Raw genomic sequence first — 20,749 nt, forward strand, 5'->3', positions numbered from 1 at the left:
AATATGTTTTTGCACTGCAAATAGTTTGAAATCTTCCGGTCTTTAAGGACTTTGCGGATTTTACTGTTTGTCGTTAGGGTAAGGTGACGAAAGATATGGCTAAATCATTTTTATTTGAGCTGGTTTCTCCAGAACAATTGCTGCTTTCGGAACAAGCACAGGAAGTTGTTTTGCCGGGCAGTGAAGGTTATATGACCATTCTTCCGGATCATTCACCTGTTATGACTTCGGTAACTCCGGGGGTCATCACGGTAAAAACGGCAACCGGTCAAATGTCTTTTGTTGTCTATGGCGGTTTTGCCGATATTAACAGGCATGGTTGTTCGTTACTCGCCGAGTCCGCTGTTTCACTTGAAAAATTCGATGAACAAGACTTGGAACGTCGTATCAATGAAGCGCGAGATGTCTTTAACGAGGCAGAAAACGACGAAGCGCGCAATAAAGCAGAAGACTTCCTCCATCAATTGACATCTGTCGAAAACGTTATATCGACGATCTGATCATTCGGCGCTATTTAACAATTGTCATTTTACTTTTTTCCGGCATTGTCCGATTGCGCCCCTTTGCGCATCATACGTTCACGATTTTTCTAAGACGCTAATATTTCCGGAATCAAATTCTATCTCCGAACCTATCTCTCTTTTTGCTATGTCAGCTTACAAATAGCCGGATATCTACGCGGAACATTCTGATTTGTTTGGCATCATTTCTCCGCTTTCAAAACTTCCTTGATTCTTTTTTGAGGGCGGAAGGGTAATGTGAATAGCGAAGAAGAAAACCGTCAATCGACAAATTGCTATTGTGATATAAACTGTTATTGACAACCTCACGCATCAGCGGCTTTCGACGAACGAAAAGCGCGAATTCAGTTGCATTCAACAAAATAATTTGCCCTCGGTGAAGACAGTGCATTCTCGGAAAAATTGTAGCCGGCGGAGTTTATCATCAACATGATGTTCGTTTTTCTTAAAAAAGAATTCCTCTTGATATATTTTTGTACATTGAAGCAAAATCGAATCTCGAATTGGAGAAATCGGATTTTTGTCATAGTTTTTCAACAGCCGCTTGAGATTGTCGGTTGCACATTGAAATAAGCAGAAACCTGATGTTGCGCCTTGACCTCCTGCTGGTAATTCAAGCAGAACTTCATCAACGAATTGGGGAAATGCCATTTCAAGATGTGCTGTCACCTGAATTGCAAGAGCAGGCGACATGGTATTCGATTCATTGATGCGGCTGAATTCTGCAGACGATTGTCTATTTGTTCAACCGATGTTGCGGAAAGGCGAGGCACTTTATTCCGCGTTGTGAAAACAGCAGAATATTATGTGACAGAAACGACGTAGGATTATTTATTTTTCCTTTTTCAATTATTGACCAACAAATGCCACAATCAGTGCTTGAATAACGAGAGCCGGTTTCCGGCATCGAACAAATAAAAATCCCTAACCGATGAATGAGAACAACTGCGTTCCATGTGAATGGCGGTTGCAATCAGCTTTCAAAAACCGGTTCAACCCTTTGTGAGCAATAAGGAAGTGAATTGCGAATGTTATTTTAGACTTATATATGTCGCATCATAATCATTAGCATCCTACCTAAATTCTCCGGAAAAGATAATGAAAAACGCCACTCAATCAGTGCTGTTTATCGATTTGCTATTCAAAGTGAGCCGAAAATTGAGAAATCTGCTGGATACGCGCATTCGTGATCACGGTTTGACTTTGGCACGTGCATTGACCTTGTCAGCATTGAAAGATCAGGACGATTTTTTTCAAAAAAACCTGGCTGAAGAATTGGGCATAGAACATGCGACATTGGTCCGACTTATCGATGCATTGGAAGAGCAGGGCTTGGTCATAAGAAATGTTGCTGAAGATGACCGGCGTGCCAAACGGGTTACCTTGACGCCAAAGGGAAGAAAACTTGTCGAGGGGATAGAAGCTTATGCAGCCGAACTCAGTGAAACAGTGATGTCGGATATTCGGGAAACGAGTGTCAAAGAGGCGATGGATGTTCTTGAGCACATAGCCGACGCTGTCGGGAAAGAAGGACGCATATGAGTACGGGCGTTCTGCCACTTCCCGATGACGAACGGGAACCGCCGTTTCCGAAGCCTGGCAAAATTTTCGCTGGTCCTATCCACCGGTGTCTGATTTATATTTTTGCGGCAAGTCTTCTGCAATGGGTATATGGACTTGGCGCCAATATGGTGCAATCCAATATTACCCAGTTGACAGGATTTTTCCACGCCACCGTCGAAGAAACGACATGGCTTGTCGGCGCCTATATGGCTCCCAATGTCAGTCTTGCTATTTTTCTTATCAAAATTCGTAACCAGTACGGCTTGCGGCTTTTTGCCGAGTTGTCGATTATCGGCTTTTTATTAACCTGTATATTGCATTTGTTTGTAACAAGCCTGCAATCAGCCATTATTATCCGTTTCTTTGCTGGTATCGCGGCGGCACCAATGTCGTCGCTCGCTTTTTTCTATATGATCGAAGCATTTGCTCCGGCCAAGAAGCGCACAGTCGGCTTGAGCCTCAATTTGATGAATATTGCCCTTGCCGTACCACTATCGAGACTGGTTTCGCCGGCATTGATTGATCACGCAGGCTTCCATGCATTATTTGCTTTGGAAATGGGGCTCGCTCTCATCGGTTTCGGATGCATTTTCTATTTGCCGCTAACGCCGATCAAGAGAGCCAAAGTCATCGAAAAAATAGATTATTTGAGCTTCGGCTTGATTGCCATAGGTCTCGGTATCAATGCAGCCATTATGCCGGTCGGTAAATTATACTGGTGGCGCGATGTTTCTTGGATGGGCTGGTGGTTGGCGATTGCGGTTTTCTGCCTTATGGCGGCGGCCGTTATCGAGCTCAATCGCAAAAATCCGTTGATTGATTTGCGTTGGCTATTCAGCAAGGAAATGTTGCACATTGCAATCGTTCTCCTGATGTTCAGGATTCTGCTTTCGGAACAAGCAACATTGGCATCGAACTTTTTCAATTTGTTCGGCCTTCTCAACCGCGAAATGGAAGTGATGCACGCAGGAGTCGTTGTCGGAACCGTTCTCGGGGGACTTGCCTGCGCAATATTTTTCAAGCCGGGTCGAGAGGACCTGTTTCACGTCATCGCGCTTATTCTGCTTGCCGCCGGTTCGTTTATGGATAGTCATGCAACCAATCTTACGAGGCCCGACCAGATGATTTTAAGTCAGGGCATGATCGGTGTGGGCTATGCATTATTTTTGCCTCCGTCAATGTCGAAGGGGTTGGCAACAGCAATTGCCAGAGGTCCCCAATATATTTTGAGTTTTATTGCGGTATTCCTGTTTACCCAAAATACGGGCGGGCTAATGAGCTCGGCCTTTTTTGGCAGCTTGCAAATCGTATTCGAAAAATACCATTCCAATATTCTGACCCAGCAAATTGTTATGAGCAATCCGATTGTGGCAGCTAATGTTGATAAGCTTTCTCAAGCTTACGGACACGTTATCAATGATCCGGTTCTGTTACATGGTGAAGGCTTGGCCGAACTGGCAAGAAGATCGACACTCGAGGCCAATGTGTTGGCTTATAATGATGTGTTCCGCCTTTATTCCTGCATCGCTCTCGTTGTTCTGGTGATGTTGCTGATCAGAATGGCGTTGCGGGGATTTAAAACAATGCGTGACAAAAAGGCCCAATTATCGACACAACCAGCCTGATAAAGCTCAGGCACGAAAATGCGGATGAATTAGAATGATACGATATTTACGTTCCAAAGCGACGGCTGTTTCCATTATTGCCGGTATTTGCGGGATATTGTTGATATTATGGGCATGGCAATTGCCGCCTTTTATCAGCAGTATCGAAACCACAGATAATGCCTACGTCAAAGGTTTCGTAACGATGATCAGCCCGCAAGTAGCCGGCAATATATCAAGCGTGAAAATCAAAGATTACGAGCGTGTCAAAGAAGGTGAGCTTCTTATCGAAATAGAAGATCGTATTTTTAAACAAAGGGTCGAACAGGCGGTAGCAGTACTCGATTCCAAAAAGGCAGCGCTTGCAAGCTCCTACCAACAGGAGGAATCGGCAAAGGCCGATATACGTTCGGCAGAAGCAGCCTTCACCAAATCGGAACTCAATTGGAAACGCGTCGAACCATTAACGCAACGAGGTGTGTCATCGCAAAGCAGCGAAGATTCTGCCCGTGCCGACCGTGACCAGAAAAGTGCGGAACTGGAAGTCAGAGTGCAAGCTTTGAAAAAAATCCTTGTTGATCGGGAAGGTTTGAAAGCCGATGTTGAAAGCGCCGAAGCGGCGGTCGAACTTGCAAAAATAGATCTTGATCATACCAAAATCTATTCTCCACGCGATGGACGGGTTGGTGAAGTGGGTGCCAAACTTGGCCAATATGTCACAGCCGGAACCCAGCTTCTGGCCGTCGTCCCCGATGATGTCTGGATTGTCGCCAATTACAAGGAAACGCAATGCGCCAATATGAAAATCGGCCAACCTGTGGTGTTTTCGGTTGACGCTTTGGACGGATACAAAATGAAGGGGCATGTTGTCCGTTTTTCACCGGCTGCCGGTTCGGAATTTGCGGTTTTGAAACCGGATAATGCTACAGGAAATTTCACCAAGGTTGCCCAGCGTATTCCTGTCCGCATCGAGGTTGATCCCGACCAGAAATATATCGACCGGCTGATCCCCGGCATGTCGGTTATTCCTCACGTCGATACATCTTTCGATCCGGTAAAAGATAAGAAATAATATGCCACATTGAAGCACATTCCATAGATTCATTGATTGAAAACTTTAGAAAAATTAAAAAATGCTATGAAAGCGCGCACGATTGCGTTAATTCGTATTCCTGCCATTTGCTTTCAGCTTGACAGTTGGTATTGTGAAATCCGAAAAATAACATAGGGGACACACACTCAATGGATTATTTTTTTCAGCAACTGATAAACGGAGTTGCTCTGGGAGCTATTTATGGGCTGATCGCTATTGGCTACACCATGGTTTATGGCATTTTGGGCATGATCAATTTTGCTCATGGTGATGTTTTCATGATCGGCGCCTTTATTGCAATGATCGTTTTCATGATGTTGCTGACATTGCCTGCGGCGGTACCTATTGCCTTGGCACTGCTTATCATGCTGATTGTTTCAATGGTTTTCACATCTGTCTGGGCTTGGGTCATTGAACGGGTTGCCTATCGGCCGTTGCGCGGCTCTTTTCGTCTTGCACCATTGATCACAGCTATCGGAATGTCTTTTGTTTTGCGTAATTTTGTTCAGGTCGAGCAGGGCCCACGTAACAAGCCTATTCCTGAAATGATCAGTGGCGGTTTTGTAATCCCCGGAACAGATATTTTTGTTTTGAACAAGCAGATTCTTGTTGTTGTGGTGACCGCAGTTCTGCTTTTCATTTTTTCGCATATTGTCAGCAAAACACCTCTCGGACGTGCCCAACGCGCGGTCGAGCAGGATGGTAAAATGGCGGCTCTTTTGGGAATCAACGTGGATCGGATTATTTCGGTGACCTTCATTATGGGGGCAGCCCTTGCAGCAATTGCAGGCACACTTTATCTGATGAATTACGGCCAGATCCATTTTGCAGACGGTTTTATTCCCGGCATCAAGGCCTTTACTGCAGCAGTTCTTGGTGGAATTGGTTCTTTGCCCGGTGCTGTTTTAGGCGGTCTCCTTATCGGTTTGACCGAAGCCTTATGGCAAACCTATTTTCCTCCTGAATATAAAGACGTCGCAGTCTTTCTCATTCTTGCAATCGTTCTTGTGTTTATGCCATCCGGTATTCTTGGACGGCCCGAAGTTGAAAAGGTCTAGACTGCGGCTATGAACCAGATAAATTCCTTGCCAAACGCCGGAAGAGTTGACATCAAACGCGCTTGTCGCGAAGGTGTCGTCACGGCTTTCATCGCGTTTTTGCTCTTCGCCTTTATCGTCGGTTTCAGGGCTGATCTCAATTTAAGAAACGAGATGACGCTGACTCCACAAATCGGTTATCTCATCAATTATGTAATCATTGCCGGTGTCGGGCGTTTTACATGGTGCCTTTTCGGTGGTGGTACAAAAGGGGCGGTTTTTGCGCTTGTCCCTTCTGTCATATTGTTTATTGCCTATCGTGCATGGCTTTATTACGAAGAAGCCACGGCGCAATCGACCTATAATTTGTCGGCCCAAGCCCATCAGCTATTGATTGCCGGAATTGTTGTTGTTGTTTTTGTACTGCTTGCCATTGTTTTTCTTTATGCCAAAGGTCTCCAGCAAGCGATCAGAATAACGGTAAAGGAAGTAACGCCGGGTTTTCAGAAATATGCTCCTGGGTGCATTCTCGCCTTGTTGCTTGTATATCCGTTTTTTGTCACGACCTTTCTCGTTGATAATCTCGCCCAGTCACAAAAATGGATCGACAATTATGCGATCCAGATATTGATTTACGTCATGCTCGCTTGGGGACTCAATATCGTTGTCGGTCTTGCCGGCTTGCTTGATTTGGGATACGTCGCTTTTTATGCAGTGGGTGCCTATACGGTTGCACTTCTCGGCAATCATTTCGGGTTTTCATTCTGGTTGTGTTTGCCTCTGGCCGGTATTTTTGCAGCTCTTTGGGGAATGATGCTCGGCTTTCCTGTATTAAGACTGCGTGGTGATTATCTTGCGATCGTCACTTTGGCTTTCGGTGAAATCATCCGCACAATCTTGCAAAACTGGACACCGGTTACCGGCGGCGCTGCAGGCCTGTCGGTTCAAAAGGCAACCTTTTTCGGCATTCCCTTCACAAGGGGCGAAGGTGGATTTGCCGCACTCTTCGGATTAAATTTCCAGGCCGCCCATTATAAAATATTCCTTTATTACGTCATTCTTGTCATGGTTGTAATAACCGCCTGGGTCGTTATGCGGTTGCGCCGTCTGCCTATCGGGCGTGCATGGGAAGCCCTGCGGGAAGATGAAATTGCCTGTCGGTCACTCGGTATCAATACTGTCACAACGAAATTGACAGCATTTTCTATCGGCGCCATGTTCGGCGGATTTGCAGGAGCATTTTTTGCGGCAAGACAGGGGCGCGCCGATTATACCAGTTTCATTTTTGATGAATCGGCCATTATTCTGGCAATTGTTGTACTGGGTGGCATGGGGTCACTCGGCGGGATCGCTGTTGCTGCTGCTGTCATGATTGGTGGTACGGAACTTCTTCGCGATGTTCCGGCTTTGCAAATGATATTTGGTCCTGATTTCGACCCACCACAATATCGCATGTTATGGTTCGGTCTTGCTATGGTGTTTGTTATGGTCTGGAAGCCGCGCGGCTTTGTCGGAAAACGTGAGCCGAGTGCTTTTCTGAAAGTGAAGAAAGCTGTTTCAGGCGATTTTACCAAAGAAGGAAACGGCTGATGGCTGACGATAATACCCTTCTCCAAATCGAGCACCTCAGGATGCAATTTGGTGGCCTCGTCGCCGTTGATGATTTGAGCTTTAATGTCGAGCGGGGAAAAATTACGGCTTTGATCGGACCGAACGGTGCAGGTAAAACAACTGTTTTTAACTGTATTACCGGTTTTTATCGGCCGACCGGAGGGATGCTTTCTCTTCACGCAAAGGGGGGAAAAACCTTTTTGTTGGAACGGCTTGCCGATTACGAAATCACCAAGAAAGCAAAAGTTGCACGTACTTTCCAGAATATACGTTTGTTCACCGGTTTGACCGTTCTCGAAAATCTGCTTGTTGCCCAGCATAATGAATTGATGCGCGCTTCCGGAATGACTGTGCTTGGTCTATTCGGTCTTCCGTCTTATAAGCGGGCTGCCAAAGAGGCGATCAAAAAGGCCGAAACCTGGCTTGAAAAAATAAATCTTGTCCATCGCGCCGATGATCCGGCCGGAGATCTTCCTTATGGTGATCAAAGACGTCTCGAGATTGCGCGCGCAATGTGTACAGATCCGCAACTTTTATGTCTTGATGAACCGGCTGCCGGCCTCAACCCGAAAGAATCGCTTGAACTTAACGATCTTCTTTTGAATATACGGGATGTGGAGCATACGTCCGTGTTGCTTATCGAGCATGATATGTCGGTGGTGATGGAAATATCCGATCATGTTGTTGTTCTCGAATACGGATCGAAAATTGCTGACGGAACGCCCGAAATGGTCAAGAACGATCCGAAGGTGATTGCAGCCTATCTCGGCGTTGACGAGGATGACGAAACCTCGGAAGCGGGTCTTCCGGACGATGTTGTTTCAAGTTCGGTCGAAATATCCGAAACGGAAATCATTACTGCCGACTCGAAAGAACAAGAGGGAAAGCGTTCATGAGTAGCGAAGCACCAGCACTTCTTAAAGTCGAAAATATTGAAACTTATTACGGTGCTATTCAAGCTCTCCGCGGCGTCAGTGTCGAAGTCCGGCAAGGCGAGATTGTCACTCTTATTGGTGCCAATGGTGCCGGTAAATCGACATTGATGATGACCATATTCGGCAAACCGCGCGTAAGGTCAGGTCGTATATTCTTTGATGGTCATGACATTACCTATATGGAAACGCACGAAATTGCGCGATTACGTATTGCCCAGTCACCGGAAGGGCGGCGAATTTTTCCGCGTATGACCGTCCTTGAAAACCTGCAAATGGGTGCAAGCATTGATAACCTCAAATATTTTGATGAGGATGTCGAGAAAATGTTTACGCTATTCCCGCGCCTGAAAGAACGTTTGCAGCAACGTGGCGGTACATTGTCCGGTGGCGAACAGCAAATGCTTGCTATAGCGCGCGCCCTGATGTCGCGTCCGCGGCTATTGTTACTTGATGAACCCTCGCTGGGCTTGGCACCTTTGATCGTCAAACAGATATTCGATGCTATCAAAGTCCTGAACGAGGAAACCGGTTTGACCGTTTTTCTGGTTGAACAAAACGCTTTTGGGGCATTGAAACTTGCCCATCGCGGCTATGTTCTTGTGAACGGTGTTGTTACAATGAGCGGAACCGGTGCAGAACTTCTGGCCAATCCGAAAGTTAGGGCAGCCTATCTTGAAGGTGGTCGACATTAATCAGGATCTTCAAAACTGTTGTGGGTGTTTGAAGCTTTAGGGAGAAAAAATGCAAGGTATCCTTTATGAAGAGTCTTCACTTTTTGTCTTTGTTCTGGTGACTTTAATCCTCGGTGGCTGGGCAGCGTGGATGACGGGGCGTGCTTGCGCGCTGACGTGGCACGGATTGAAAGTCGCTCTGATTTCAATGGTTCCGCTTGCCGCAGCTATCCGTTTTATCCATTATATTCCGCCCTTTAACGGCACATTATTGTCGCTCCACTATTATCTTGTCGATCTTGTCGTTTTGTTGATTTTCGCAAGCCTCGGTTTCCAGTTTACGAGGACGAACCAGATGGTTCGCCAATATAGTTGGCTTTACAAGAAATCTTCACCTTTTACCTGGCACAAGAAATAACAATTTCTTCTATGTTGTCTGGAAAAAATACTTTAGATGTTTTACAACTGGTGAAGAAAAAAGAGGAGAACGAATATGAAGAAGGCATTATTGGCAACAGTTGCAGCAATTGGTCTTGGCGCATTCATGAATAGTGCCTGGGCTGATATCAAAATCGGCGTTGCAATTCCGGCTACCGGACCGAGTGCAGCAATCGGGGCGCAGATTCAACATGGCGCCGAGATGGCCGTCAAAAATATCAATGACAAGGGCGGAATCAAGGGAGAAAAACTGGTCATTGAAATTGTCGATGATGCGTCAGACCCCAAACAAGCTGTTTCGGGTGCCAACAAGCTTGCCGGTGATGGCGTGCAATTTGTTGTAGCCCACTATAATTCGGGTGCTGCTCTTCCGGCTGCAACGGTTTACGATGAAAACGGCATGCTGGCAATTTCAGCCGGTGTTACCAATCCTAAATTGACTGAATCGGGATATCCGATGCAGTTTCGCGTTTGCGGACGCGATGACCAGCAAGGTTCATTTGCCGGTGAATTCATAAAGAAACATGTCCCTGATCCGAAAGTCATGATTATCCATGATAAAACCGCTTATGGCATAGGAATTGCCGAAGAGGTTAAAAAGACGCTGAACAAGCTTGGCGTTACCGAATTGAGCTTTGACGGCGTTAATGTGGAGGACAAAGATTTTTCGGCCATTATTGCAAAAATGAAACAAAGTGGCGCAAATGTTGTCTATTTTGGCGGGCTTTATACGCCAGCCGGATTGATGTTGCGCCAAATGGCGGAACAGAAAGTTAAACCTGTCTATATCGGTGGGGATGCCTTTGCCAGCAACGAACTTGCGGCAACGGCGCAAGATGCCGTTATCGGCGTCATGAATACGTTTAACGCCGATCCGCGTGGTAATAAGGACAATGAGGAATTGGTAAAATCTTTCCGGGCGAACGGATTTGAACCGGAAGCATTCACACTTTATTCCTATGCAGTTGTGCAGCTTATGGCCGAAGGCATTACTGCCGAAGGACAAAATCCGCAAAAAGTGGCTCAATACCTGAAAACAAAAGGGCCGTTCAAAACCGTTCTCGGACCTTTGGACTTCACCGAGAAGGGAGATCCGAAGGAAGGCGGTTTCGTTATGAACCGCTGGTACAAGGCTCCGGACGGAAGCTATAATTATTCGGAAGTCAAAGACTGAAAAAGAGGGTGACCGGGCAAATAAAAGGCTCATTCCGGTTTTGAAGGAAAATGAAAAGCGCGTCTGACGCGCTTTTTATTTTTATCAGTCAATCAATTTCTAACTCTATTGCAATTTTCAATTCTATTGATTGACCGGATATTTGCAAAACGATGTGAAACCTCATTTTGCGGATTTTAAAAAACTTGCGTTCAGCGGTTTTTTCCGCGTGAATGCATATTGGAAGCTTTTAAAACTGGTCCGTTATTTGCGGCGTAACAAAAAATAAGCTGCCAGTCCCAAAACGCCAACCACGGCCAATGCGGTCTTCGGATAGTTCTTTGTCTGCCGTGTAATGTAGTGAGCTTGCTCACCGACAACATCAAATGCCTGACGGCCTTTGTCTTTTATGGTTTCGGCAATTTCACCGGTATTTTCAAGGAAACCGTCGCCTTTTGTAAGTGATTGGGTAAGCGATTGGATTTCACTTTTAAGATCCTGAATGCGTTTTTCAATTTTTTCTTTTGCGTCGCCGTTGTTGAGAAAATTAAACATTGTTTTTTCCTTGCGCTAGAAGCCCCGTATAAGTCGAACACAAGGCTGTAACTACACCATATAGTAGAATAGATAATGCGCAGAAAAATTCCTTCCAGTACCAAAGATGTTTTGTCAGCTGACGATTTTTAGGTGAAACAGGTTTTTAATTCGCGGCAAAAGATTGATTGTCAGACAGTTTATAGAAATATCGGGTGGAGGTTTAATTCTTTTGTTGTTCTGTTTTAACGTCGATCATACGATCGAATCTTGATTGCGCGCCTGCGTTGCGAGCCTGAATTGTGAACATGGATTGTCGACTCGAAAAAGTGAAAAGCTTTTTTAATTTCCGGTTGGGAAAATATCATTATAATAGTTATAACGATTGATGCGTTTATGTCGATCAGACAATAAAAGAGACACTATCCGAAAATGACAAAGCACGAATATTTTTCCAAACCGTTTCCTCGCCGCAAGTCTGTTGCCGTCAATGTTGGCGGTGTCATGGTGGGGGGGGATAATCCGGTTGTCGTGCAATCAATGACCAATACGGATACGGCAGATGTTGATGCAACAGTTGCGCAGGTTGCAGCGCTTGCCAAGGCAGGTTCGGAGCTCGTACGCATTACTGTCGATCGTGATGAATCGGCAGCCGCCGTGCCAAGAATAAGGGAGCGGCTCGACAATCTTGGTATTACAGTTCCGCTCATTGGCGATTTTCATTATATCGGCCATAAATTATTGGCCGAATTTCCCGACTGTGCGAAAGCCTTGGCAAAATACCGCATCAATCCGGGCAATGTCGGGTTTCGCGAAAAACGTGACAAACAATTCAGTGAAATTATCGAATTTGCAATTCGCTATGACAAGCCGGTCCGGATCGGCGTAAACTGGGGTTCGCTTGATCAGGAATTGCTTACGCGTCTGATGGATGAGAATGCTGAAAAAGGGGGGCCGCTTTCAACCGACGAAGTCATGCATGAAGCGGTGGTGCAGTCTGCACTTATTTCTGCGCATCTTGCTGAAGAAATCGGCCTTGGACGGGATAAAATTATTCTGTCGGCAAAAGTCAGTCAGGTACAGGATCTCGTTGCGGTCTATACCATGTTGGCCGAGCGCTGCGATTATGCTCTTCATCTGGGGCTCACCGAAGCCGGTATGGGAACGAAGGGCATTGTTGCATCGTCGGCAGCTCTTGGCATTTTGCTTGAACAGGGGATTGGCGATACTATTCGCATTTCTTTGACACCCGAACCGGGTGGCGATCGCCGCCGCGAAGTGCAGGTTGCAGAAGAACTTTTGCAGGTCATGGGATTCAGGCAATTTATACCCACTGTTGCTGCTTGTCCCGGTTGCGGGCGCACCACTTCTACGGTGTTTCAGGAACTTGCACAGAAAATTCAGGGTGATATTCGCAAAAACATGCCTGTCTGGCGGAAAAAATATCCTGGTGTAGAAGCACTCAATGTTGCGGTCATGGGCTGTATTGTTAATGGACCGGGGGAATCGAAACATGCCGATATCGGTATTTCACTTCCAGGTACTGGCGAGATGCCGGCTGCACCGGTTTTCATTGAGGGCAAAAAGGTCAAGACATTGCGTGGCGCGAATATTGCGGCTGAATTCGAGCAGATGGTAGCCGAATATATAGAAGAGCGTTTCAAATAGGTTTGTCTTCGATAATTTAAAAACCAAAGCGATGAAATTGGCTCTTGAAATAAGCCTGCAGCTTTGAATGGCGCGTTTTGCTCTCGCGGTTTCACACAAGTAATGTGTATCTGTGCTTTTCAGTTGCCACCGGAAAACTTTAAAAACTTCGTGTAGCCTTACGGCAGGATTGCGAAAGCTTTGAAGTGTTTAAAGATTTAACCCGTGTTAAAAGTGTTGTTTCACTTCAGAGGATATTTTTTCTCATAAAACAGAAATAAAACAGATCAGGGGCAGATTGCAGAACAACCGGAACGGTTGTCCTTCAAGCGGAAGTAATCATTTTTCAAAGTGTTTTCTGATAGGTTTTTCTTCGATTGAGTGAAACCGGACAAAAGGTTGAAGCCACATTGGCGGAAATCTTGTCTTCGGCAAAAGCTTCTATAAAGATTTGTCTGAGCAGGAGTTTTCTCACTCAATCAGAATTTTTCCGCTGCTCAGGTCTTTTATCCGGTCAATAAAGTTTTGTCGTTCAGCTTTTGGCAAACGGAGTGTTAGTCTACATCCTGAATCGTCAAAATGCCGGTTTTCAATTTGCGCAAGGAAATTTTGAACTTCGTTTTCGATAATGGGCAAAAGATTGAAGGGGCAGTGAAAAGTCAAAATCTGCCAATCAACAAGTTCGACAAGTTCGGCCTTTTGGAGCGCTCTTGCTGCACCGCCCCCATAAGCACGAACAAGGCCACCAGTGCCAAGTTTTACCCCTCCGAACCAGCGCGTAACAATAACGAGAACACAATCGCAGTCTCTGCCTTCAATGGCATTAAGTATCGGTTTACCGGCAGTCCCTGTCGGTTCACCATCATCATTGAAGCGGTAATTTAAATGGAATTTCCACGCATAGCAGTGATGTGTCGCTTCTTCTTTGCGGATCGTTTCAATTATTGCTTCGGCTTCGGTTACGGAATTGATCGGAAAAGCACGCGTTAAAAAACGGCTTTTTTTAATTTCTTCCATAAGCTCGGTTGCAGAAGCAATGGTAAAGGCCATGAGTATTTTCCAAAGACGCTAGTCTTGACGAAGTGGGTATATCGACAAATTTGGCGTTTTCAAAACGTTGGGCTTTTTAGTGTTTAAAATGACAAATCGTTTGCGAAAGACGAATGTCGTTCTGGCAAATGTTTCGTTGTCAATAGCTTCCTTTCAGGCCACTTTTCCCGTCCCGTCAGTTTTTCCCCTTGTCAATTCTTTTGTTCACCTTTCAATTCTTCCGTTCTATGACAAATCTTGCTGTCGCCCTTAAGATATCGGCCTTGTTTCCGAATGGTTCAAGCAGGCTATCAGCCTGTTCCATCAGGCCTTCCAGTTGGTGTTTTGCCCAATCGACACCGTGCAGGGCTACCAAAGTTGCTTTATTGGCTGCAATATCTTTGCCGGCCGTCTTGCCGAGTGCGTTGGTATCGGAAGTTACGTCAAGGACATCGTCGGCAAGCTGGAAAGCAAGGCCGATTGCCGCGCCGAATTCGGAAAGTCTTTCGCGATCTTCTCGGGTTGCATTGGAAAGAATAGCACCGGCTTCACAGGCATAGCGGATAAGTGCACCGGTTTTCATCGCTTCCAATGTGATAATGCCGCTTTCATCAGGTTTTTTCGTCTCCGCTTCGAGGTCGAGAACTTGCCCGCCAACCATGCCACCAAGACCGGCACTGCGGGCAAGACCGTTTATCAGTTGAAGTCGGATTTTTGCATCAAGCTCGAGTTTTTCGTCGGAAAGAAAATCAAAAGCAATTGTCAATAATGCGTCACCGGCAAGTATCGCTGTCGCTTCGTCAAATGCTTTGTGGACAGTGGGCTTGCCACGTCGCAAATCATCATTATCCATGGCCGGTAAATCATCGTGTATCAATGAATAGCAATGGATTGCTTCAAGTGCTGCGCCAACGCATCGTGCCGCTTCGATATTGGCATCAAAAAGTCGCGCTGTCTCGATAACAAGAAAAGGCCGCAATCTCTTGCCACCATTCAAAACACCATGCCGCATTGCAGCGAGAAGACGTGGTGGGCGAGCAATTTCTCCGGACTCGATATGATTAGAGAGTTTTGCATCCAGCATTTCACCAATCTGGCGGGCATTTTTGGCAAGTAAATTGGTAAAATCTTCCATTGAGAATTCCTCTGATCTTTGCAAGATGGAAATGAAACATTCCAACGTCGCCGTCAACGCTTATGAGTTTGACACTATTGATATAAACGAAGGTTGTTTATTAAACGAGGCATAATTGTTGATTGAAAGCGAAAATCGGCAAATCCGCTCTGATAAAATGCGTTCAGGAAAACTGCGCTTGACGCTTTACATATTGGTGTTTTTGCTAGCTTTGCCGTTTTTAATGATGCTTCTTTATAAGCTGCCTTTTATTCACCCGCTTTCGACCTTGATGTTGCGTGATAAAATCACTCAGACACCTTATGAACGTCAGTGGACGCCTATCGAAGATATTTCCCCCCATCTTGTTAATGCGGTGATTATGTCGGAGGACGGGCAATTTTGTTTTCATAATGGCGTCGACTGGGGTGCTTTAAAAACAGTTATAACGCGCGATGGCGGGCCAAAAAGAGGTGCGTCGACTGTTACTATGCAAATGGTGAAGAATTTGTTTTTGTGGCATGGTCGGTCTTACCTTCGAAAAGGTCTTGAGATTCCTTATGCCACAGTCGCCGATGCTTTTTTGTCAAAACGGCGGATTATGGAAATTTATCTCAATATTGCAGAATGGGGTCCCGGTATTTATGGTGCAGAAGCTGCTTCCCGACATTTTTTTAAACGTTCGGCAAAAAATCTCACGCAAAGGCAGGCCATCTACCTTGCAGTAACATTGCCCAATCCGAAATTGCGTAACCCTGCACGCCCTTCGATGAATATGACAAGACTTGGACGGTTGATCGAAAAACGCTTGCAGCAAGCGGGTACTTACACGCAATGTTTGCATGAATAAAGGCAGGGTTTGCATGAATAAAGGCAGGTTTTGTAAAAATTAAAGGGAAGTTTGCTTAAAAACAAAAAGCCGGATGGTGCTTTGAGTCGGTGCGATCAGTCGTGTCGTTTTCACGTGGCAGAGTGGCATTTATAATTTTTAAAAAAATTATGACTGAACCGTTTATTTTAAAATTTTTCCGCTCATAATGGGCACAATATCGGCCTATTTCATAAAAAATGCTGATTTCAGTCTGGTCAAAGCCTGATAATCAGTGTATAGGCACGCCAAACCTTCTATTATTTTGTCTGCCGATATAGCTTCGGGTTATGGTGGCAGATACGTTTTAAGCAAATTTGGAGTATATTTCCATGGCTGTACCTAAACGAAAAACGACCCCGTCAAAGCGCGGTATGCGTCGTTCTGCCGATGCCCTCAAGGCTCCGACCTATGTTGAAGACAAAACTTCCGGTGAGCTTCGCCGCCCGCATCATATCGATCTTAAAACCGGTATGTATCGTGGCCGTCAGGTTTTGACACCGAAAGACTGAAGTCTTTTTTGAATTTAAAGAAAAACCGGTCTATTGGCCGGTTTTTTTGTGTCCGGATTATGCAAAAATTTTTACGATTGCGGTGAGCCGGTTTTGTGAAAATTTCTGTAACCGGTTTTTGTGAAGCTTTATTATTCGAGTGGCTTCAAATGTTATTGATAGCGTCGCCAAGTCATGGCTATCCGGATTAATCATAAAGGCTTTCCGGTAAAAATCGTCCGGTAGCCGGTGTTCGTCTTATGTTATTTTATTTCAGTTTTGACTGAAGTTAATTTCTTCAATGACCCGAATGATTTTCCTTGATAGGCTTTTTCTGTTTTCAAGCTTTTTAAGCTGACCAATCTTCAAAACTTCGACGCCGGTTATCGTTGGGTTCTCATCTCCCAAACACCTTGTTTTTAAAACCTGTCACAAAACTTTATTGCCCATATCGGAATATATTGCCAAAAACCATTTGCCGGCGACAAGCGCGGTTAGAGACACTGTAAGCGGGAGACAATTGAGCGGAGACACTTTACACTCGTGACATTCTAATCCGGCGTGCCAAAAAATCTATGGGTAGCTCGAATGGCCAACTTGCGATTCATCCAATATTACCGGTCTCGAACGGATATTGTGTGCCATTAAAGGAAACCTTTGGTGATTATAAGATATTTTTGGGCTTGATAGAATTATGACTGTTGAAGCTTCGTTGTGTTGCCGGATTATGGTTAATCGGAATGGCCCCGTTTTTCCGATTTAATCTTGACCTTATTGCTATATTTTGTTTTCTCATCTTGTAAGAACACAGTATCTGGTTAGAACATATCAAGAACATGATAATGTCAGCGATTCGTCGCTGATTCGTTCCGGTACTGTTCCAAAGGTTAAGAATTATGGTTAATGTTTTGTAAATGACGAAGCTTGCTTGTCGTTCGATAAGGCGTTAAGGCGTATTTTGGCGGCTATGTCCGGCAAAATTTGATAATTTGGAGTAGACGATGGCTAAAGCCCCTCTCATCCTTTCGGGGCGTGATGTAACAGCTGTTCTGGGGCCGACAAATACTGGCAAAACCCATTTGGCAATCGAGCGTATGCTTGCCCATGACAGCGGAATGATCGGGCTACCGTTACGGCTTCTTGCACGGGAAGTTTATAATCGTATCAGCGAAAAAATTGGCCCCGACCGGGTTTCTCTCATTACGGGGGAAGAAAAGATTATCCCTCTTGGTGCCCCATATTCTGTTTGCACTGTCGAAGCTTTGCCACGTGAAACCAAAGCATCTTTTGTTGCCATAGATGAAGTGCAGCTTGCCGGTGATCTGGCGCGTGGCCATATTTTTACCGATCGGATTTTGCATTTACGTGGCACTCAGGAAACAATGCTGCTGGGTGCTTCGACGATGCAAGGGATTTTGCAAAAACTTTTGCCCGGTCTTAATGTCATCAGTCGTCCGCGGTTTTCCCAATTGCTCTATGCCGGATCGAAAAAGTTGACCCGCTTGCCAAGCCGCACGGCAATAGTCGCTTTTTCGGCCGATGATGTCTATTCCATTGCCGAGCTCATCAAACGGCAGCGCGGCGGAGCAGCCGTGGTTATGGGCGCACTTTCGCCACGTACAAGAAATGCGCAAGTTGCCCTTTATCAATCGGGCGACGTGGATTTTCTTGTCGCGACCGATGCAATCGGCATGGGGCTCAATCTCGATGTCGACCATGTGGCTTTTGCCCAGACAAGAAAATTCGATGGCTACCAGTTTCGCGATTTGACAGCAGCAGAAATGGCACAAATTGCCGGACGCGCCGGTCGTCACATGCGTGACGGTACTTTCGGCGTTACCGGTCGGGTAGCCGATCTCGACAAGGATCTTGTCGAGCGGATCGAATCACATCACTTCGATCCTGTAAAAGTTTTGCAATGGCGCAGCGAAGACCTCGATTTTACAACGCTTGACAGTTTAAGAAAATCACTGGAAGCGGCTGCCCCTGTAGAAGGGCTTGCCCGTGCTTTACCGGCTGTGGATGCACAAGCTCTGGATAATCTCTCACATGATTATGATATCGCCCGTCTTGCTGACCGACCCGAACGCGTCGCATTGCTTTGGGAAGCATGTGCACTTCCCGATTATCGCAAAATTGCACCGGCACAACACGCAGAAATTATTGCCAATATCTATCGTGATCTTGTAAAACGTGGCAGCGTCAATGAAAACTATTTGGCCGAGCAGGTATCCCAAGCCGATCGAGTCGATGGCAATATTGACACTTTATCGCACCGGATTGCCCAGATAAGAACCTGGACATTCGTGTCACATCGACCCGGATGGCTTACCAATCCGCAACACTGGCAAGAAAAGACGCGAGAAATTGAAGATAGATTGTCGGATGCGCTACATGAGAGGTTGACGAAACGATTTGTAGACCGCAGAACAAGCGTACTTATGAGGCGGCTTAGAGAGAATGTGATGATGGATGCCGAAATAGTTCAAACTGGCGATGTTCTTGTTGAAGGACATCATGTTGGAAAACTTGATGGGTTTCGTTTTATTGCCGATGTCAATGGCGAGGGTGCCGATGCAAAAGCTCTAAGGGCTGCTGCAGATAAAATATTGGCCGGTGAATTCGAAAAAAAGGCAGATCGTCTGGCCGCTTCGGCCAATGGCGATTTTGCGATCGGGTCGGATGGTGTGGTTCGCTGGATTGGCCAACCTTTGGCAAGTCTTGCTGCAACCGACGACATTTTAAAACCGCGGGCAGTGCTACTTGCTGATGAACAGTTGACCGGGCAGGCGCGTGAAAAAGTTGCCGAGCGGGTCGACCGTTTTGTGAGCTTCCATTTTGAAACAGCATTGAAGCCGCTTTTTGATCTCATCAATGCCGATGCGCTTGTGGGGATGACACGAGGACTTGCGTTCCGTCTGGTTGAGCATCTCGGCGTTCTGCCGCGCCGCGATGTCGCCGAAGAAGTCAAAAGCCTTGACCAGATTTCACGTGCAGCCTTGAGAAGGCTTGGTACGCGTTTTGGTGCTTTCCATATTTTTCTGCCGATGATGTTAAAACCGGCACCGGCACAAGCCATTACACTTCTATGGGCTTTGAAAAACCATGCGCGGGATTTGCCGGGCTATGGCGATGTTCTGCAAGTATTGGCAGCCGGTCGCACGTCGGTTGTTGTCGATCCACTTTTCAACCCGACCTTTTATCAACTTGCCGGTTATCGTATTCTTGGTCGCCGTGCTGTTCGGGTTGATATTCTTGAACGTCTGGCAGACCTTATTCGCAACGCAGTGAACTGGAAGCCCGGTAGCGGGCCGCGTCCGGACGGTGCTTATGACGGGCGTCATTTTCTGGTTACTCCGGCGATGATGTCGATTCTTGGTGCAACAGCCGAAGATATGGAAGAAATTCTGAAAAGCCTGGGCTACCGTTTTGATAAAAAAGACAAAGCGGAAATTTCAGCCAAACTGCAGGAACTTGATGCAACAACGGATGAAGCAAAGCCTGCTGCAGTCGTCGAACGTCCGGCCGAACCGGTAGGTGATTTTGCAACTACGTCGGTGGTTGAAGAAGCCGCGGCAACGGAAGAAGTAAAAACACCGGATGCAGAACCGGTCGGGCCTCATTTTACCAAAAAGACGACGGAAGAAGAGGAAAAACCCGTTTTGCTTTGGCATTATCAGGGGCGTCACGATTACCGTCAGTCAAAGTTGAATGGTGACAGGAAGAAGCGTTCCGCACAGCGGTTTGAAAAATCAGGTGAACGAACTGATAAATCGGGCGAACCACGGCGAGACAAGCAGCGTCCGCGTAAAAATTCGTCTTTCAACAATCCGAAAGCGGATGCGTCTTACAGACAGCATAAATCGAAGTCGCAACCGAAGCCGATTGATCCTGATTCGCCTTTTGCAAAGCTCGCTGCTTTGCGCGACCAATTGAAAAAATGAACGAAGAGACCGTTTCGAGACAGCGTCTGGACAAGTGGCTGTTTTTTTCGCGAACGGTCAAAACGCGTAGCCTTGCTACCAAACTCGTCGAGGGCAGCAAGGTCAGAGTTAATCGTGTGAAGATTGACAAGTCGAGCTATCCGATAAAAGTCGGAGATGTTCTGACTATCCGGCTGGAACGGTCAGTCGTTGTTTATAAGGTAGCTGGATTTGGCGTGCGTCGGGGGCCGGCAGCTGAAGCCCGATTGCTTTATGAAGATTTGACTCCGGCCGAAGTTGTAACAGACAGGAAGAATATCATTTCATCGGGACCCCGACCGACAAAACGCGACAGACGGCAATTAATGCATTTTTTAAAACAGGAAATGTGAACAAATTGGTTCAAATGCGGGGTTGAAACCGCCCGTCAAAAACGTTAACTCATTGCTGCTATCGTTTCATTTCCGTTTAAAAGTGTGACAGGCTTTTGTCGGAATGCGCTTGACGTGAACACTGG

18 protein-coding genes and 1 pseudogene are annotated in these 20,749 nt (G+C 46.1%); 15 read left to right on the top strand and 4 right to left on the bottom strand.

What is annotated here, in order from left to right; genetic code table 11:
* Window positions 1-95 precede the first annotated feature (95 nt).
* On the top strand, window positions 96-500 hold the full coding sequence (locus H3V12_RS09510) for a F0F1 ATP synthase subunit epsilon (protein ID WP_075869362.1): 405 nt from the start codon (window positions 96-98) through the stop codon (window positions 498-500).
* Window positions 501-875: 375 nt separating this feature from the next.
* Here the strand turns inward: H3V12_RS09510 and H3V12_RS09515 are convergent, their stop codons facing one another.
* Window positions 876-1,214, bottom strand: a complete 339-nt coding sequence (locus H3V12_RS09515; protein WP_198214474.1) for a hypothetical protein — start codon at window positions 1,212-1,214, stop codon at window positions 876-878.
* Between the two features lie 405 nt (window positions 1,215-1,619).
* On the opposite strand from H3V12_RS09515, the gene H3V12_RS09520 reads away from it, so the two are divergent.
* From H3V12_RS09520 to H3V12_RS09560, 9 genes and pseudogenes are all read left to right on the top strand, one after another.
* Complete coding sequence (locus tag H3V12_RS09520) at window positions 1,620-2,063, top strand: MarR family transcriptional regulator (RefSeq protein WP_198214475.1); 444 nt, start codon at window positions 1,620-1,622, stop codon at window positions 2,061-2,063.
* Window positions 2,060-3,709: an MFS transporter gene (locus H3V12_RS09525; protein ID WP_075869358.1), complete on the top strand. Its 1,650-nt coding sequence runs from the start codon at window positions 2,060-2,062 to the stop codon at window positions 3,707-3,709. The genes H3V12_RS09520 and H3V12_RS09525 overlap by 4 nt, the downstream gene beginning before the upstream one ends.
* 34 nt (window positions 3,710-3,743) lie before the next feature.
* The gene (locus tag H3V12_RS09530) at window positions 3,744-4,760 is read left to right on the top strand and encodes an HlyD family secretion protein (protein WP_198214476.1); all 1,017 of its coding nucleotides are present in this window, start codon (window positions 3,744-3,746) and stop codon (window positions 4,758-4,760) included.
* 170 nt (window positions 4,761-4,930) lie between these two features.
* Window positions 4,931-5,839, top strand: a complete 909-nt coding sequence (locus tag H3V12_RS09535) for a branched-chain amino acid ABC transporter permease LivH (protein WP_198214477.1) — start codon at window positions 4,931-4,933, stop codon at window positions 5,837-5,839.
* Window positions 5,840-5,848: 9 nt separating this feature from the next.
* A complete protein-coding gene (gene livM, locus H3V12_RS09540) occupies window positions 5,849-7,408 on the top strand; it encodes a high-affinity branched-chain amino acid ABC transporter permease LivM (RefSeq protein ID WP_246787545.1) in 1,560 nt (519 codons plus the stop codon).
* A pseudogene (locus tag H3V12_RS09545) lies at window positions 7,408-8,226 on the top strand (ABC transporter ATP-binding protein); the annotation flags it as partial. The gene livM and the pseudogene H3V12_RS09545, both read left to right, overlap by 1 nt.
* Window positions 8,227-8,321: 95 nt before the next feature.
* On the top strand, window positions 8,322-9,056 hold the full coding sequence (locus H3V12_RS09550) for an ABC transporter ATP-binding protein (RefSeq protein ID WP_075869354.1): 735 nt from the start codon (window positions 8,322-8,324) through the stop codon (window positions 9,054-9,056).
* Window positions 9,057-9,105: 49 nt separating this feature from the next.
* Entirely contained in the window at window positions 9,106-9,453 is a 348-nt protein-coding gene (locus tag H3V12_RS09555) for a DUF6867 family protein (RefSeq protein ID WP_075869353.1), read from the top strand.
* A gap of 75 nt (window positions 9,454-9,528) precedes the next feature.
* Window positions 9,529-10,647 (top strand): branched-chain amino acid ABC transporter substrate-binding protein, encoded by a 1,119-nt coding sequence (locus H3V12_RS09560; protein ID WP_075869352.1) that lies wholly within the window; start codon window positions 9,529-9,531, stop codon window positions 10,645-10,647.
* Window positions 10,648-10,890: 243 nt separating this feature from the next.
* On the opposite strand, the gene H3V12_RS09565 is transcribed toward H3V12_RS09560, so the two are convergent.
* Window positions 10,891-11,181 carry a hypothetical protein gene (locus H3V12_RS09565; RefSeq protein ID WP_198214479.1) on the bottom strand — a complete coding sequence of 97 codons (291 nt, stop codon included), beginning with the start codon at window positions 11,179-11,181 and terminating at the stop codon, window positions 10,891-10,893.
* Window positions 11,182-11,592: 411 nt separating this feature from the next.
* On the opposite strand from H3V12_RS09565, the gene ispG reads away from it, so the two are divergent.
* Window positions 11,593-12,828, top strand: coding sequence for a flavodoxin-dependent (E)-4-hydroxy-3-methylbut-2-enyl-diphosphate synthase (gene ispG / locus H3V12_RS09570; protein ID WP_198214480.1), 1,236 nt, complete (start codon window positions 11,593-11,595; stop codon window positions 12,826-12,828).
* A 450-nt stretch (window positions 12,829-13,278) separates the two neighbouring features.
* Here the strand turns inward: ispG and H3V12_RS09575 are convergent, their stop codons facing one another.
* Both H3V12_RS09575 and H3V12_RS09580 read right to left on the bottom strand, forming a co-directional pair.
* Window positions 13,279-13,857, bottom strand: coding sequence for a YigZ family protein (locus H3V12_RS09575; RefSeq protein ID WP_198214481.1), 579 nt, complete (start codon window positions 13,855-13,857; stop codon window positions 13,279-13,281).
* A gap of 211 nt (window positions 13,858-14,068) precedes the next feature.
* Window positions 14,069-14,971, bottom strand: coding sequence for a polyprenyl synthetase family protein (locus H3V12_RS09580; protein WP_198214482.1), 903 nt, complete (start codon window positions 14,969-14,971; stop codon window positions 14,069-14,071).
* A gap of 157 nt (window positions 14,972-15,128) precedes the next feature.
* Here H3V12_RS09580 and mtgA point away from each other — a divergent pair, with 157 nt between their 5' ends.
* From mtgA to H3V12_RS09600, 4 genes are all read left to right on the top strand, one after another.
* Window positions 15,129-15,800: a monofunctional biosynthetic peptidoglycan transglycosylase gene (gene mtgA / locus H3V12_RS09585; protein WP_198214556.1), complete on the top strand. Its 672-nt coding sequence runs from the start codon at window positions 15,129-15,131 to the stop codon at window positions 15,798-15,800.
* A 350-nt stretch (window positions 15,801-16,150) separates the two neighbouring features.
* Window positions 16,151-16,330, top strand: a complete 180-nt coding sequence (gene rpmF / locus H3V12_RS09590; protein ID WP_075869347.1) for a 50S ribosomal protein L32 — start codon at window positions 16,151-16,153, stop codon at window positions 16,328-16,330.
* A 980-nt stretch (window positions 16,331-17,310) separates the two neighbouring features.
* Window positions 17,311-20,253 (top strand): DEAD/DEAH box helicase, encoded by a 2,943-nt coding sequence (locus tag H3V12_RS09595; RefSeq protein WP_198214483.1) that lies wholly within the window; start codon window positions 17,311-17,313, stop codon window positions 20,251-20,253.
* Window positions 20,250-20,624: an RNA-binding S4 domain-containing protein gene (locus tag H3V12_RS09600; protein ID WP_198214484.1), complete on the top strand. Its 375-nt coding sequence runs from the start codon at window positions 20,250-20,252 to the stop codon at window positions 20,622-20,624. The genes H3V12_RS09595 and H3V12_RS09600 overlap by 4 nt, the downstream gene beginning before the upstream one ends.
* The last annotated feature ends 125 nt before the right edge of the window (window positions 20,625-20,749 follow it).

It is taken from the genome of Bartonella sp. W8167, assembly GCF_016100335.1.
GTDB lineage: Bacteria > Pseudomonadota > Alphaproteobacteria > Rhizobiales > Rhizobiaceae > Bartonella > Bartonella apis.

Coding starts and splice junctions, on each gene's coding strand:
- livM (WP_246787545.1), top strand. CDS start 5,849: ATGAACCAGATAAATTCCTTGCCAAACGCCGGAAGAGTTGACATCAAA.
- H3V12_RS09530 (WP_198214476.1), top strand. CDS start 3,744: ATGATACGATATTTACGTTCCAAAGCGACGGCTGTTTCCATTATTGCC.
- H3V12_RS09580 (WP_198214482.1), bottom strand. CDS start 14,971: ATGGAAGATTTTACCAATTTACTTGCCAAAAATGCCCGCCAGATTGGT.
- H3V12_RS09525 (WP_075869358.1), top strand. CDS start 2,060: ATGAGTACGGGCGTTCTGCCACTTCCCGATGACGAACGGGAACCGCCG.
- H3V12_RS09550 (WP_075869354.1), top strand. CDS start 8,322: ATGAGTAGCGAAGCACCAGCACTTCTTAAAGTCGAAAATATTGAAACT.
- H3V12_RS09520 (WP_198214475.1), top strand. CDS start 1,620: ATGAAAAACGCCACTCAATCAGTGCTGTTTATCGATTTGCTATTCAAA.
- ispG (WP_198214480.1), top strand. CDS start 11,593: ATGACAAAGCACGAATATTTTTCCAAACCGTTTCCTCGCCGCAAGTCT.
- H3V12_RS09565 (WP_198214479.1), bottom strand. CDS start 11,181: ATGTTTAATTTTCTCAACAACGGCGACGCAAAAGAAAAAATTGAAAAA.
- rpmF (WP_075869347.1), top strand. CDS start 16,151: ATGGCTGTACCTAAACGAAAAACGACCCCGTCAAAGCGCGGTATGCGT.
- mtgA (WP_198214556.1), top strand. CDS start 15,129: ATGCGTTCAGGAAAACTGCGCTTGACGCTTTACATATTGGTGTTTTTG.
- H3V12_RS09555 (WP_075869353.1), top strand. CDS start 9,106: ATGCAAGGTATCCTTTATGAAGAGTCTTCACTTTTTGTCTTTGTTCTG.
- H3V12_RS09535 (WP_198214477.1), top strand. CDS start 4,931: ATGGATTATTTTTTTCAGCAACTGATAAACGGAGTTGCTCTGGGAGCT.
- H3V12_RS09510 (WP_075869362.1), top strand. CDS start 96: ATGGCTAAATCATTTTTATTTGAGCTGGTTTCTCCAGAACAATTGCTG.
- H3V12_RS09515 (WP_198214474.1), bottom strand. CDS start 1,214: ATGTCGCCTGCTCTTGCAATTCAGGTGACAGCACATCTTGAAATGGCA.
- H3V12_RS09560 (WP_075869352.1), top strand. CDS start 9,529: ATGAAGAAGGCATTATTGGCAACAGTTGCAGCAATTGGTCTTGGCGCA.
- H3V12_RS09595 (WP_198214483.1), top strand. CDS start 17,311: ATGGCTAAAGCCCCTCTCATCCTTTCGGGGCGTGATGTAACAGCTGTT.
- H3V12_RS09575 (WP_198214481.1), bottom strand. CDS start 13,857: ATGGCCTTTACCATTGCTTCTGCAACCGAGCTTATGGAAGAAATTAAA.
- H3V12_RS09600 (WP_198214484.1), top strand. CDS start 20,250: ATGAACGAAGAGACCGTTTCGAGACAGCGTCTGGACAAGTGGCTGTTT.